A 13,327-nucleotide genomic window follows, 5' to 3' on the forward strand; every position below is an offset into this window, starting at 1 on the left:
GCGCTTTTTGGACCACGGGCGTTGGTTCGGATCACGCAATCTACGCAACCCTTCTCTCTGGTGCGTCAGGGGCTGCAGCTAGTGGCTTGATTAAGATCTCTGATGCGGGAGTTTGGGACACGAGTTTTGGTGGCTCTGGCGTGGCGTGGGTGAGCACTCCAGGGACCGCAATCGCAGGTGGGACATTTCAGGGAGTTCTATTCAAACGGGAAACTTCGCTCGGAGATTGAGTCTGCGATCAATTCAAAAACCGGTAAATACATGGATAATCCTCTTTTTGAATCGGCATATTATGATGAACCATACATGCTTACGACCAAGATCAGGGGGGAATATCAGAAAATGTTGAGAAGGGGAACGAACAAGGAAAGACTTGACATTAATGGTGCAACAGGTGGTGCCTGGAACTGGAATCTTGCTTTCGACAGGGAAATGTCCAAAGGTGAACAGTTTTATAAAAATTATCTCCTTTATGATTTCTATCCCCTGATCAGGGAGATTCCAAAAGGATATGATGATCAGGCAAGACTTCAGAGGGCTTTTGATGAGATGATCTGCTACAAAGGTGAACCTGTACTTAAATATCCGGGTCACGACCGCGACAGGATGCAACACATGGGCTATCTTTCCGCAATCGAAGCATCCCAAAATTACACATCAGGAATCCCGGGTGATGACATCCCCCTTTTTCACACCATTCAAGTGGCTGCATCTCAGACCATAAGATACGAAGGTAACGGAAAATACTCCTACAGACCCAAATTCGGTGAACTCCGGGCACCGACACCCGAGGAAGTCAAGGCGATGTGTAATCTCGCAATAGCTTATGGAGCAAAAGGTTTCATGTATTATATGGTACCGACAATGGTCCCGATGTTCAGACAACCTCTCGTGGAAGGGAGTGAAGTGCTTGCAACTTACGGACTCTTTGACGATGCCGGGAGAAAATACGATGATGACAGCAAGGAAGTCTGTTTCTCAAGAGGCTATGCGGAACAAACAGGAAATGACAGATACTTGGCAGTGAAAGAAACCATAACCACAATCAAATCGATAGAAAAATACATTTTGCGTGGCAATTGGCTTAACGGGTTTACATCAGATCAGAATGGCGGGAAATATCGTCTCGATAGAGGAAGAAAATGGATCAGTTCGATCAGCAGCAGACTTCTTGACAAAGATATTCCTGACTCAATACCTTATATTGAAGCAGGACTGTTTGGTTATACCAACGGACTGAGCGGCAAGGAAAGGACTTTTTCACCTGACACTTTACTTCTCTATGTTGTGAACAAATTTTGTGATGATACTGACCGTGATCCAACTACTCATGCGGTCAGGGAAGTAAAGGTATTTATCGATGTGGAGAGTGTTCCATTCAAAAGATTTAAAATTCTGAACTTGTCTGATTCACAAAACACGACACCCGGCCGCTTTTTACAGGACAGACCGGGCAGTTCAGATTATGTAAAATTGCAACTTTCAGGAGGGGATGCCGCACTCCTCATGATTGTGAAGGAATGACAGTCTGAAACAGTAATTCCCCAAATATTCCTATTTTTAAAGTTTGAAATATTTAAAATATTAAGACTTTATAAGTATGAAATATCAAGCAAGCGAAATCGAGCCGAAATGGCAAAAATACTGGGACGAGCACGGGGTTTACAAGACTGATCTTAATGATCCTGCCAAAAAGCTTTACTCCCTGGTAATGTTTATTTACCCTTCAGGGGCAAAACTTCACTGTGGTCACTGGTACAATTATGGTCCCGCTGACACATGGGCACGATTCAGAAAATTGATGGGATATAATGTTTACGAACCGTTTGGTTACGATGCGTTTGGTCTTCCCGCCGAAAACTACGCAATAAAAACGGGTGTTCATCCATTGGACAGCACCCTGAAAAACATCGAAGATATCAGAGCCCAGCTCAAAAGAATCGGCTGCATGTATGATTCAAACAGTGAATTGATGACATGTGATCCCGAATATTACAAATGGAATCAGTGGCTTTTTCTTCAGCTCTACAAAAAAGGACTCGCATACCGCAAAAAATCACCCGTAAACTGGTGTACTTCGTGCCAGACAGTTTTGGCTAATGAACAGGTACTCGGGGATGGAAGCTGTGAGAGATGCGGAAGTCCCGTTATTCAAAAAAACCTTGTACAGTGGTTCTTTAAGACCACAGCCTATGCCGACAGACTGCTTGAAGATCTTGATCTGATTGACTGGCCCGAGGAGACAAAGACCAAACAGCGCAACTGGATTGGCAGAAGTGTAGGTGCCGAAGTCGAATTTAAGGTGGAAGGAAGTGAAGAGGTAATAAAAGTTTTTACTACCCGACCTGACACACTTTTTGGTGTTACCTATGTAACCCTGGCTCCCGAGCATCCGCTTGTAGCAAAACTCACGAAGCCCGAATACAAATCGTCTGTTGAAAAATATGTTGAACAAACCGCATATCTGACCGATATTGACAGACAATCGACAACAAAAGAGAAATCGGGTGTGTTCACGGGTTCGTATGCGGTTAATCCGATCAACGGTGAATCGGTGCCTGTTTGGATCGGTGATTATGTCCTCGTAACCTATGGAACAGGCTGTGTTATGGCTGTTCCCGGACATGATGAGAGAGATTTTGAATTTGCGAAGAAGTTTAACCTTTCAATCAGAAAAGTGATTCTTCAGGAAGGTACCAATCTCGAGGATGAACTTGCCGAAGCATTTACCGAGGCAGGAACGATGGTTAATTCGGGTAAATTCACGGGATTAAACTCAATTGCCGGTAAGGAAGCGGTTATAAAAGAACTTGAAAAAACAGGGAACGGATGTGCCAAGGTTAATTACAGACTGAGGGACTGGCTGATTTCCCGTCAGAGATATTGGGGAACGCCGATTCCCGTGGTTTACTGTAATACATGCGGTGAGGTCCCTGTTCCCGAAGAGCAGCTTCCCGTTACACTTCCCTACGATGTCGAGTTTAAACTTCAGGGTGATTCACCCTTGAGGAGACATGCTGGATTTATGAACACAACCTGTCCGAAGTGTGGCGGTCCTGCTGAAAGAGATCCCGACACGATGGATACATTTGTGGACTCCTCCTGGTACTACCTCCGTTATCTGAATCCGAAATTTAAAGACGGGATGATCGACACTTCGCTTACTGATAAATGGTCACCCGTTGACATGTATATCGGTGGCAGGGAACACTCGGTGATGCATCTGCTGTATGCCCGTTTTGTCCACAAATTTTTGATGGATATCGGTCTTGTAAAAACTCCCGAACCGTTCATGAGGCTTGTGCATCAGGGGACAATCACCAATCAGGGTGCCAAGATGTCGAAATCGAAAGGGAATGTCGTAAATCCCGAGCCATACATCGATAAATACGGTTCTGATGTTTTCCGTCTATACCTGATGTTTATGGGACCCTACGAACTTGGTGGTGACTGGAGTGATTCAGGAATTACCGGTACTGAACGGTTTGCACAGAGACTTTATGACATGGCTCAGACCTATGCAGGCTGGTTTACAAAGCATAAGTCTGAAGAAAAATATGATCTTGCAGATCTGAGCGGTGAAGAAAAATCGGTTTACAGATATGTGAACAAAACACTCGCGAAATATCAGCATGAGATGGAGCATCTGAAATTCAATACGGCTATTGCCTCGATGATGGAACTGAGCAATGAACTCGGAAAGAATCTCGCAGCCTGCAGACCCGGAATTCAGACATACACTCTCTTGAGGGTTGCTTCGATGCTGGCTCCACTGGCACCACATCTTGCCGAGGAAATTGCAAGCATTTTGGGACGGGAAAAGTCGCTTTTTGAGGAACCCGATCAGTTCACCCCCGACCCCGAAGCTTTGACGGTTGACTCTGTCACGATAGCTGTTCAGGTCTCGGGCAAGATGAGAGGAACCGTTGACATGCCCGTCGATTCAGATCAGGAATCTGTTTTTGATGCGGCAAAAAATGACCCCAAAACAGGCAAGTTCATTGAAGGAAAAGAGATCATTAAAGTGATCTTTGTTAAAAACAAAATTTTGAATGTAATAGTAAAACAGGCATAAAATGTTAGACTTAAAATTTATAAGAGAGAATCCCGATGTTGTAAGACAGGGAATCGAAAACAAAAACGAAAAAAACAGAATTGATGAAGTACTCGAACTCGACAAAAAGAGGAGAGAAATCCTCGTCATCGCCGATGATCTGAAGTCGAAGGTGCACGCCATCCTCGACAAGCACGGCCTGGACTATGACCTGGCCTGGACCCTCGGCGGCAAGCCGTTCCTGACCCCCCGCGGCTCCCTCGTCGCCGCCATGGAGGCCGCCGTATTCGACACCCTGGCGCTGAAGCCGGCACTGTCCACCACCGGCGGCACCTCCGACGGGCGCTTCATCGCAGAAATCTGCCCTCAGGTCGTGGAGTTCGGTCCCGTTAATGCAACCATTCATAAACTCAACGAGTGCATCGCCATCGACGCGGTCGCTCCCCTGTCGGCCATCTATCGCCGAACCCTTGAAAACCTGCTGAGCGCATCGGAACCGGCATGACCCACGACGACCACCTCGAACACGACGACGAGCATGAGCATGAACACGAGCACGGCCCCATGGCCGAGCTCGTCACCGTCCGCGACTGGATCCGCTACGCCGTCACCCGCTTCAATCGCGCTGGCTGCTTTTATGGTCACGGCTTGCAGGACGCCTACGACGAAGCCGTGTATCTCGTCCTCCATACCCTGGCGCTGCCCCTGGATCGTCTCGAGCCCTTCCTCGACGCCTGCATTCCCGGCGACGAGCGGGAGGAGATCTACGAAGTCATCGAGAAACGCGCCGTTGATCGCCTGCCGGCGGCCTACATCACCGGCGAAGCCTGGCTGGGGGATTTCCGCTTCAAGGTCGACCCGCGCGTGATCATCCCGCGCTCGTTCTTTGCCGAGCTGCTCCAGGACGGCTTCAGCCCCTGGATCCAGGACCCCGAGGCCGTCACCTCGGCCATGGACATGTGTACCGGATCCGGCTGCCTGGCCATCCTGATGGCCCATGCCTTCCCCAACGCACAGATCGTCGCCGTGGACATCTCCCCGGATGCCCTTGACGTGGCCCGAGAGAACGTTGCTGCCTATGGACTGGAGGACCGGATCACCGTGATCCAGTCCGACGGCTTTACGGCCGTGCCCGAGCAGCGCTTTGACTTCATCCTGAGCAACCCGCCCTACGTGACCCAAGCAGCCATGGATGCGCTGCCGAGCGAATACCTGCACGAGCCCGGCTTGGCTCTCGGCTCCGGCGACGACGGCCTGGACCTGATACGCCAGCTACTCGCCGATGCCCCCCGCTACCTCAAGCCCGAGGGGCTGCTTGCCGTTGAAGTCGGACACAACCGGCACATCGTCGAAGAAACCTTTCCTGACTTGACACCGACCTGGTTGTCCGGGCCTAGCGGCGAAAACAAGATCTTCATGCTGGAAGCGGGTCAATTGTTGTAAAAGCGCTCAAAAATGCGAATTTGGTCCACCTTATTTGGGTGCTCCCGTACTTATGATCTTGCTATGGAGAGATTTGGCACTTCTCCCCAAAAAACACCGTAATCAACAAAAACACAAAAGCAAGATCAAGGAGCTCTTATGGCGACCGATCGCCCCATCCTCCTCGTCGAGGACAACCCCGACGATGAAGCCCTGACGCTGCGGGCATTCAGCAAGAACAAGATCGCGAACCAGGTGGTGGTTGCTCGGGACGGTGTCGAGGCGCTGGATTACCTCTTCTGTACCGGGCAGTTCTCGAGTCGGGACAGCATGATCATGCCTGCCTTCGTATTGCTCGATCTGAAACTGCCACGCATTGACGGGTTGGAAGTGTTACGACGGATCCGTGCGGACGAACGTACCGCACTTCTCCCGGTGGTCGTTCTGACGACCTCCAAGGAGCACCAGGACATCTTCGAAGCCTATCGGCTTGGCGCAAACAGCTACATCCGCAAACCGGTGGATTTTGAGCGTTTTCTGCAGGCCGTTGGGCAGCTTGGCCTTTACTGGCTGTCGCTCAACGAGCCCTCCGACCCGACGGCTCGCTGATCAGCGGAGAAGCGCTTCGATGTCATCGCCCAGATCACCGGGCGGCGTCATCGGCGCGTAGCGCTTCACCGGCACACCCGCCTTGTTGATCAGGAATTTGGTGAAGTTCCACTTGATCGCCTGGCTGCCCAGAACACCGGGCAATGCCGAAGTAAGATACGTGAAAAGGGGGTGGGCGCCCTCGCCGTTGACCAGCACCTTCTCGGCCATCAAAAAGCCGACGCCGTAGTTACGCTGGCAAAATTCAGCGATCCGGCCGGCATCGCCAGGCTCCTGGCCACCAAACTGGTTGCACGGAAAGCCAACCACCACCAGACCACGCTCCGCATAGGCCTCGTGAAGGGCCTGAAGCCCCGCATACTGCGGGGTGAAGCCGCATTCACTGGCCGTGTTGACGATGAGCACGACCCGCCCCGCCATGTCAGCGAAGCGTATCGTTTCGCCGGTCAGGCTCTTGGCCTCAAAGCCCAGGATGCTGCCCGGCGTCGCGGACATCAGGCCACTTCCTCTATCCAGGCCTGCTGAATACCTTCGAGGATTCGCTCACCACAGTGCTTGGGGTCATCATCGAATTCCGGCAAAGCCATGGTCCATTTCATCAGGTCGACGAAATTGATCTTCAGGGGATCCACCTCGGGGTAGGCCTCCGACAACTGGATTGCGATTTCCTGCACGTCTGTCCATTTCATCCCCGCTTGCCCTCCTTGACCATGTTGATCGAATACTTGGGAATCTCGACGGTGAGCGGCGTATCACCCACCAAGGCCTGACAGGACAGCCGGGACGTGGGCTCCAACCCCCAGGCCTTGTCCAGGAGATCTTCCTCGAGATCCTCCGCCGGCTCGAGACTGTTGAAACCATCCCGTACAACCACATGACAAGTGGTGCACGCGCAGGACTTCTCACAGGCGTGGTCGATCGGAATGTCATTCTGCAGAAGCGCATCGCAGATCGACTGGCCCGGCTCGGCGTCAATGACTGCGCCGTCCGGACAAAGCTCCACATGGGGAAGCACGATAAGTGTGGTCATGGTGTCGTCTTGGGTTCAGATGCGTAGATCATCGATCCGCTGCCCCGCCAAAGCCTGGCGAATGCTCTTGTCCATGCGGCGCGATGCAAACTCGTTGGAGGCCCGATTGAAAGCCTCCAGCTGAATCTTGATGGCACGGGAATCCTGCCCTTCGGCAGTCGCCCGCAGAGAAGCAATCGCCGCATCCAGTGCTGCGCGCTCATTCGTATTCAGCAGATCACCGTCGGCATCGAGCGCCTTCATCGTCGCCTCGACCACCCGCTCCGCCTCGACCTGCTGTTCGCGCAGGCCGCGTAGCTCCATGTCCTCCCGAGCGTTCTCGAAGCCGGCCCTGAGCATGTCTGCAATTTCATGATCAGCCAGCCCGTAGGAAGGCTTGACCTCCACCCGTGCCTCGACACCGGTGGTCAGCTCCCGGGCCGATACGGACAACAGGCCATCCGCATCCACCTGGAAGGTGACACGGATACGTGCCGCGCCCGCCACCAGGGGCGGAATGCCCCGCAACTCAAACCGTGCCAGCGAACGACAGGCAGAAACCAACTCCCGCTCACCCTGCACGACATGGAACGCCATCGCCGTCTGGCCATCCTTGAAGGTCGTGAAATCCTGGGCCCGCGCCGTAGGGATGGTTGCGTTACGGGGAATGATCTTTTCGACCAGCCCGCCCATTGTCTCGATTCCGAGGGAAAGAGGAATGACGTCGAGGAGCAGCCATTCGTCTTCCACGGCCCGATTGCCCGCCAGTACGTTGGCCTGTATCGCCGCGCCGATGGCCACGACGGTATCCGGATCAAGGTTGGTCAAGGGTGTCTGGCCAAAGAACTCACCAACGGCCTGCTGCACGTGGGGCATGCGCGTCGCACCGCCCACCATCACCACACCCTTCACATCCCCGGGTTCGAGCCCGGCGTCACGCAGCGCCTTCTTGACCGGTTTCAGGGTCTTGGCGACAAGAGGACGGGTTATCTCAACGAAGACCGACCGGTCAATGGCCAGGTCCACCTCATCGCCGCGCTCCAGCGTCATCCGGATCGCCACCGACTCATCGAGGCTTAAACGCTCCTTGACCTCACGGGCCTTCATCAACAGACGTCGGGCATCCCGATCGGAAGGCAGGGAGATCCCGGCGTTGTCGAGTATCCAGCAGAACAGGCGATGATCGAAATCATCCCCTCCAAGGGACGCGTCCCCATTGGTCGCCACCACCTCGAACACGCCCCGCGACAGGCGCAGGATGGAGATGTCAAATGTCCCTCCACCCAGATCGTAGACAGCGTAAGTCCCCTCCGATGCGTTCTCCAGGCCATAGGCAATGGCAGCGGCCGTGGGCTCATTGAGCAGCCGCAATACGTTGAGGCCCGCAAGACGCGCCGCATCCTTGGTGGCCTGACGCTGGGCGTCATCGAAATAGGCCGGCACGGTGATGACCGCCCCGGTCAACTCGCCCCCCAGGCTGCGTTCGGCTCTCACCCGAAGATCCTTCAGGATCTCGGCAGATACCTGGACAGGGCTCCTGACACCTTGCACGGTGCGCAAGCGGACCATGCCTTCGGCGTCGACAAAGTCATAGGGCATGGTCTCGACGTGGGAAACGTCCCTCAGCCCGCGCCCCATGAAACGCTTCACCGAGACAATGGTGTTACGCGGGTCCACCGCCTGCGCAGACTGGGCCTTGCGTCCCACGACGATCTGGCCGTCTGCAAGGTAATGCACGACCGAAGGCAGCAGCACCTTCCCGTCGTCATCCTGAAGACACAAGGCCACGCCATTGCGCACCGTTGCAACTAGGGAATTCGTGGTACCCAGATCAATCCCAACCGCAAGCCGGTGCTGATGCGGCGCGGTGGACATCCCTGGTTCTGAGATCTGCAGCAAGGCCATCAGGATTCCAGCGCCGTCAAGGCGTCATTGATTTCGTGTTGCAGCTTTTCGAGAAATTTCAGCCGGCGTACCGTATCGGCGGCCGCACGCAGGTCGCGCTTCTGATCGAGCTCCTCCCCCAACTGTTCGATCAGCGTGCGATTGGCATGACGGATGCGGCGGGAAAGATCCTCCAACACCTCTTCGTCTGCCGCCTCGCGCGCTTCGCCGAGGGCTTCGCGCCACTCCATCTGCTCCATCAGGAAGTCGGAGGACATCGCCGTATTGGTTTCGAAAGCCGGATCAACGCCCTGCAGCTCAAGCAGATACTGCCCACGGGTGAGCGGGCTCTTGAGGGTGCGGAAGGCTTCGTTGGCGTGGGTGGCCCATTGCATCGACAGACGCTTGTCGGCATCGGACAGGTGGGCAAAGCGATCCGGGTGGACCCGCCCCTGGATGTCAAGATAGGCCTGTTCGAGCCGGTCCATGTCGATGGTAAAACCGGTCGGCAGACCGAAGAGTGCAAAGTAATCCTGCTTCAGATCAAGCATGTCGAACCCTCTGTCCGAACGGACGGGCGAACCGCGAATACGCTGGCATCGCGATCAGACGGTGAAACTCTCGCCGCAGCCGCATTCGCCCTTCACATTCGGGTTGTTGAACTTGAAACCTTCATTGAGCCCCTCACGGACGAAATCCAGCTCTGTTCCGTCCATATAGGGCAGGCTTTTGGGATCAATCAGGACTTTCAGTCCATGACTTTCGAAAACCACGTCTTCCGCCAGTACCTCATCGGCAAACTCGAGCTTGTAGGCCATGCCCGAGCAACCCGAAGTGCGCACGCCGAGGCGGATACCCACCCCCTTGCCGCGCTTGGCGATGAAATTGCCGATATGGGCTGCTGCCTTGTCAGACAGGGTGACTGCCATAGTCGCTTCTCCTTCAGCCGTTGTGCTTCTTCTTGTAGTCCTCGACCGCTGCCTTGATGGCGTCCTCGGCCAGGATGGAGCAGTGAATCTTGACAGGCGGCAGCGCCAATTCCTCTGCGATGGCAGTGTTTTTGATCTCCAGCGCCTGATCCAGGGTCTTGCCCTTTACCCACTCGGTGACAAGGGAGCTAGAAGCAATGGCGGAGCCACAGCCATAGGTCTTGAACTTGGCATCCTCAATGACGCCATCCTTGCCTACCTTGATCTGCAGTTTCATCACGTCGCCGCAGGCGGGCGCTCCCACCATACCGGTTCCCACGTCCCCGTCTTCCTTGCCGAAGGCGCCGACGTTACGGGGGTTTTCGTAGTGATCCAGAACCTTCTCGCTGTATGCCATTTTCTTTCTCCTGTCAGTGCGCAGCCCACTGCACGGTGTCGAGATCGATGCCTTCCTTGAACATGTCCCACAGGGGCGACAGTTCGCGGAGCTTGCCGATCTTGCGGCGCAGCAGGTCGATGGTGTAATCGACTTCCTCGACCGTCGTGAAGCGGCCGATGGTGAAACGGATGGAGCTATGGGCCAGTTCGTCATTACGCCCCAGGGCCCGCAGTACGTAGGATGGCTCGAGGCTGGCCGAGGTACAGGCAGAGCCGCTCGATACGGCGATATCCTTGATCGCCATGATCAGGGATTCGCCTTCCACATAGGCGAAGCTGATGTTGAGATTGTGGGGAACGCGGTCGGCCAGATCGCCATTGACGAAGGTCTCCTCAATGGTGGTCAGGCCGGCCAGCAGGCGGTCACGCAAAGCCAGCACGCGTGCGTTTTCCTCGGCCATTTCGAGGCGGGCCAGGCGGAAGGCCTCACCCATGCCGACGATCTGGTGGGTGGCCAAAGTGCCGGAACGCAGCCCGCGTTCATGGCCGCCCCCGTGCATCTGCGCTTCCAGCCGAACCCGCGGCTTGCGGCGCACGTAGAGGGCGCCGATCCCCTTGGGGCCGTAGGTCTTGTGGGCACTGAAGGACATCAGATCCACCTTGAGGGTGGCCAGATCGATCGCGACCTTGCCGGTGGCCTGGGCTGCATCCACGTGAAAGATGATGCCCTTCTCGCGACACAGCTCACCGATTTCGGCGATCGGCTGGATCACGCCCACTTCGTTGTTCACGAACATCACCGACACCACAACGGTATCCGGACGAATCGCGGCCTTGAGAACCTCAAGGTCGAGCAGGCCGTTCTCCTGCACATCCAGATAGGTGGCCTCGAAGCCCTGACGCTCAAGCTCTCGAACCGTATCCAGCACCGCCTTGTGTTCGGTCTTGAGGGTAATGATGTGCTTGCCCTTGCCCGAGTAGAAGTGTGCAGCACCCTTGATCGCCAGATTGTTGGATTCGGTGGCGCCGGAAGTCCAGATGATCTCCTTGGCATCTGCGTTCACCAGGGCAGCGACCTCCTCGCGCGCGTCCTCCACAGCCTTCTCTGCAGTCCAGCCGTAGGAATGGCTTCGTGAAGCCGGGTTGCCGAACAACTCGGTCAGGTAGGGAATCATCTTCTCGGCCACACGGGGGTCCACCGGCGTGGTTGCCGAATAATCAAGGTAGATCGGAAACTTGAGCATTTTCATCTTCTCCGCGCAGCAAATTGAGTCGTTCCAAGAACTTAGACCGCCACTGCGGTCATCGTTCGAAGGCTCGCCAGACTTTCGCCCAGCGCAGCCAAAAATCCATCCACATCCTGCCGCGTATTGCCGGCCCCGAGACTGACTCGAACCGCCGACCGCGCAAGCTCCGGGTCAACCCCCATGGAAAGCAAAGTATGGGACGGCTCCGGATCGGCACTTGAGCACGCAGAACCGCTCGCCACCGCAAAGCCCGCCCGGTCCAGCCTGCCCACCAAAGTATCGCCATCCACCCCCGGAATCGCAAAGAAGCTGGTATTGGGCAGCCGGGGGGCTTCCGCCGAAAACAGCCGCGCCCCCAGGGCAGTCAGCCCCCGTTCCAATGCATCCCTCAAGGCAGCAAGGTGGGCGCTACGCTCGTCGCGCATCGTCACCGCCACATCGCAGGCCGCCGCGAATCCGACGATGGCCATCACGTTCTCCGTTCCCGAACGCAGACTGCGCTCCTGCCCCCCGCCCGCCACCAGCGGCGCCAGCTCGACACGCTTGTCGACAATCAGGGCGCCGACGCCAAGCGGACCATGGATCTTGTGAGCCGACAGGGTCAGTCCATGCACACCGAGTGCCCGGAAATCCACAGGAATCTTGCCCAATGCCTGCACCGCATCGCAGTGCATCCAGCCGCCACGCTTGCGGATGGCACCCGCGAGCACTTCCACATCCTGGATCACGCCCGTCTCGTTGTTGGCCAGCATGACCGAAACGATCCGGGGCTTGTCCGCCAGCACGCGATCAAAGGCCTGGGGGTCGATGCGCCCTGATCCATCAACCGCAATCTCCTCGCAGCACCAGCCGCTCCGCATCAACTGCCGGGCGGGCTCACGCACGCAGGGATGCTCAATGGCACTCAGCGCCACCAACCCGGGTTTCATCATGGCCGCAGCCCCCTTGATGAAAAGGTTGTTGGCTTCCGACCCACCACTGGTGAAGATCACCTCGGTCGGGTGTGCATTCACGGCCGCTGCCACCCTGCTCCGCGCTTCGTCGATCGCCTTGCGGGCTGCCCGTCCGTACTCATGGCGGCTCGATGCATTGCCGAAACGAGCACCCAGCCAGGGGAGCATGGCCTCCCTCACCAGAGGGTCCAGCGGCGTCGTGGCGTTGTGATCGAGATAAACCGGTGCAAACACCGTGGCGCTCCCGAACCCTTCAGGCCGTCAGGGTCAGCTTGCTGCCAGACCGGCAAGCCGTCGAACTGCGCTCATCATGAAGCACTGACACCGAAGCGGCCTTCTGACGCTGCTGCTCGACCAGACTGGCCAGGGTCACCGAATGGAGGTACTCATACATTCGGCGGTTGAGATTGGTCCATAGATCATGGGTCATGCAACGATGCTCATCGTGGCAGTTTTCCTTCCCGCCGCAGGACGTGGCATCCAGGGGCTCATCCACGGCAGCAATAATGTCTGCAACGGTGATCGAATCCATCTCCCGCGCCAAGGCATAGCCGCCACCCGGGCCACGGACACTGCTGACCAGCTCGAAACGCCTCAGCTTTCCAAACAGCTGCTCCAGGTAAGACAGGGAGATCTTCTGACGGTCGGCGATTCCGGCCAGCGTCACCGGCCCGTCCGCACAACGAAGCGCCAGATCTATCATCGCCGTGACCGCAAAACGACCTTTGGTGGTGAGTCTCATGTCGGCTCCTGAAGCAGATGGATTAATAGTTGAACAATTCACTCAACAATACCAAACCCGACAAAATCAATCAACTATTTTGGTGCCGTGATCCCAAGCC

Annotated in this window: 15 protein-coding genes; 5 read left to right on the forward strand and 10 right to left on the reverse strand. The window is 55.7% G+C overall.

Features of this window, described 5'->3' with window-relative positions:
* The first annotated feature begins 261 nt into the window (after positions 1–261).
* The 5 genes from J0L98_RS00005 (at position 262) to J0L98_RS00025 (ending at position 6,085) form a co-directional block, all read left to right on the forward strand.
* On the forward strand, positions 262–1,524 hold the full coding sequence (locus J0L98_RS00005) for a hypothetical protein (protein ID WP_296409197.1): 1,263 nt from the start codon (positions 262–264) through the stop codon (positions 1,522–1,524).
* A gap of 76 nt (positions 1,525–1,600) precedes the next feature.
* Positions 1,601–4,075: a leucine--tRNA ligase gene (gene leuS / locus J0L98_RS00010; protein WP_296409198.1), complete on the forward strand. Its 2,475-nt coding sequence runs from the start codon at positions 1,601–1,603 to the stop codon at positions 4,073–4,075.
* Position 4,076: 1 nt separating this feature from the next.
* Positions 4,077–4,559: a M20/M25/M40 family metallo-hydrolase gene (locus J0L98_RS00015; RefSeq protein ID WP_296409199.1), complete on the forward strand. Its 483-nt coding sequence runs from the start codon at positions 4,077–4,079 to the stop codon at positions 4,557–4,559.
* Positions 4,556–5,497, forward strand: coding sequence for a 50S ribosomal protein L3 N(5)-glutamine methyltransferase (gene prmB / locus J0L98_RS00020; protein WP_296409200.1), 942 nt, complete (start codon positions 4,556–4,558; stop codon positions 5,495–5,497). The genes J0L98_RS00015 and prmB overlap by 4 nt, the downstream gene beginning before the upstream one ends.
* Before the next feature lie 138 nt (positions 5,498–5,635).
* On the forward strand, positions 5,636–6,085 hold the full coding sequence (locus J0L98_RS00025; RefSeq protein ID WP_296402320.1) for a response regulator: 450 nt from the start codon (positions 5,636–5,638) through the stop codon (positions 6,083–6,085).
* On the opposite strand, the gene J0L98_RS00030 is transcribed toward J0L98_RS00025, so the two are convergent.
* The 10 genes from J0L98_RS00030 to iscR are packed head-to-tail and all read right to left on the reverse strand — an operon-like array spanning position 6,086 to position 13,227.
* Positions 6,086–6,580, reverse strand: a complete 495-nt coding sequence (locus tag J0L98_RS00030) for a glutathione peroxidase (RefSeq protein ID WP_296409201.1) — start codon at positions 6,578–6,580, stop codon at positions 6,086–6,088.
* Positions 6,580–6,774 carry a Fe-S cluster assembly protein IscX gene (gene iscX, locus J0L98_RS00035; protein ID WP_296402315.1) on the reverse strand — a complete coding sequence of 65 codons (195 nt, stop codon included), beginning with the start codon at positions 6,772–6,774 and terminating at the stop codon, positions 6,580–6,582. Before iscX ends, J0L98_RS00030 begins: the two co-directional genes overlap by 1 nt.
* Positions 6,771–7,115: an ISC system 2Fe-2S type ferredoxin gene (gene fdx, locus J0L98_RS00040; RefSeq protein WP_296402312.1), complete on the reverse strand. Its 345-nt coding sequence runs from the start codon at positions 7,113–7,115 to the stop codon at positions 6,771–6,773. The genes iscX and fdx overlap by 4 nt, the downstream gene beginning before the upstream one ends.
* Before the next feature lie 15 nt (positions 7,116–7,130).
* Positions 7,131–8,999 (reverse strand): Fe-S protein assembly chaperone HscA, encoded by a 1,869-nt coding sequence (hscA, locus tag J0L98_RS00045; RefSeq protein ID WP_296409202.1) that lies wholly within the window; start codon positions 8,997–8,999, stop codon positions 7,131–7,133.
* Entirely contained in the window at positions 8,999–9,529 is a 531-nt protein-coding gene (gene hscB / locus J0L98_RS00050) for a Fe-S protein assembly co-chaperone HscB (protein WP_296409203.1), read from the reverse strand. Before hscB ends, hscA begins: the two co-directional genes overlap by 1 nt.
* A gap of 54 nt (positions 9,530–9,583) precedes the next feature.
* Complete coding sequence (iscA, locus tag J0L98_RS00055) at positions 9,584–9,907, reverse strand: iron-sulfur cluster assembly protein IscA (protein ID WP_296409204.1); 324 nt, start codon at positions 9,905–9,907, stop codon at positions 9,584–9,586.
* Positions 9,908–9,920: 13 nt separating this feature from the next.
* Complete coding sequence (gene iscU, locus J0L98_RS00060) at positions 9,921–10,304, reverse strand: Fe-S cluster assembly scaffold IscU (RefSeq protein ID WP_296402303.1); 384 nt, start codon at positions 10,302–10,304, stop codon at positions 9,921–9,923.
* A gap of 13 nt (positions 10,305–10,317) precedes the next feature.
* Positions 10,318–11,529 (reverse strand): IscS subfamily cysteine desulfurase, encoded by a 1,212-nt coding sequence (locus J0L98_RS00065; RefSeq protein ID WP_296409205.1) that lies wholly within the window; start codon positions 11,527–11,529, stop codon positions 10,318–10,320.
* A 41-nt stretch (positions 11,530–11,570) separates the two neighbouring features.
* Complete coding sequence (locus J0L98_RS00070; RefSeq protein WP_296409206.1) at positions 11,571–12,719, reverse strand: cysteine desulfurase family protein; 1,149 nt, start codon at positions 12,717–12,719, stop codon at positions 11,571–11,573.
* 19 nt (positions 12,720–12,738) lie between these two features.
* On the reverse strand, positions 12,739–13,227 hold the full coding sequence (gene iscR, locus J0L98_RS00075; RefSeq protein WP_296402296.1) for a Fe-S cluster assembly transcriptional regulator IscR: 489 nt from the start codon (positions 13,225–13,227) through the stop codon (positions 12,739–12,741).
* Between the last annotated feature and the right edge of the window lie 100 nt (positions 13,228–13,327).

The sequence above is a fragment of the Zoogloea sp. genome, assembly GCF_017302315.1.
Classification (GTDB): Bacteria; Pseudomonadota; Gammaproteobacteria; order Burkholderiales; family Rhodocyclaceae; genus Zoogloea.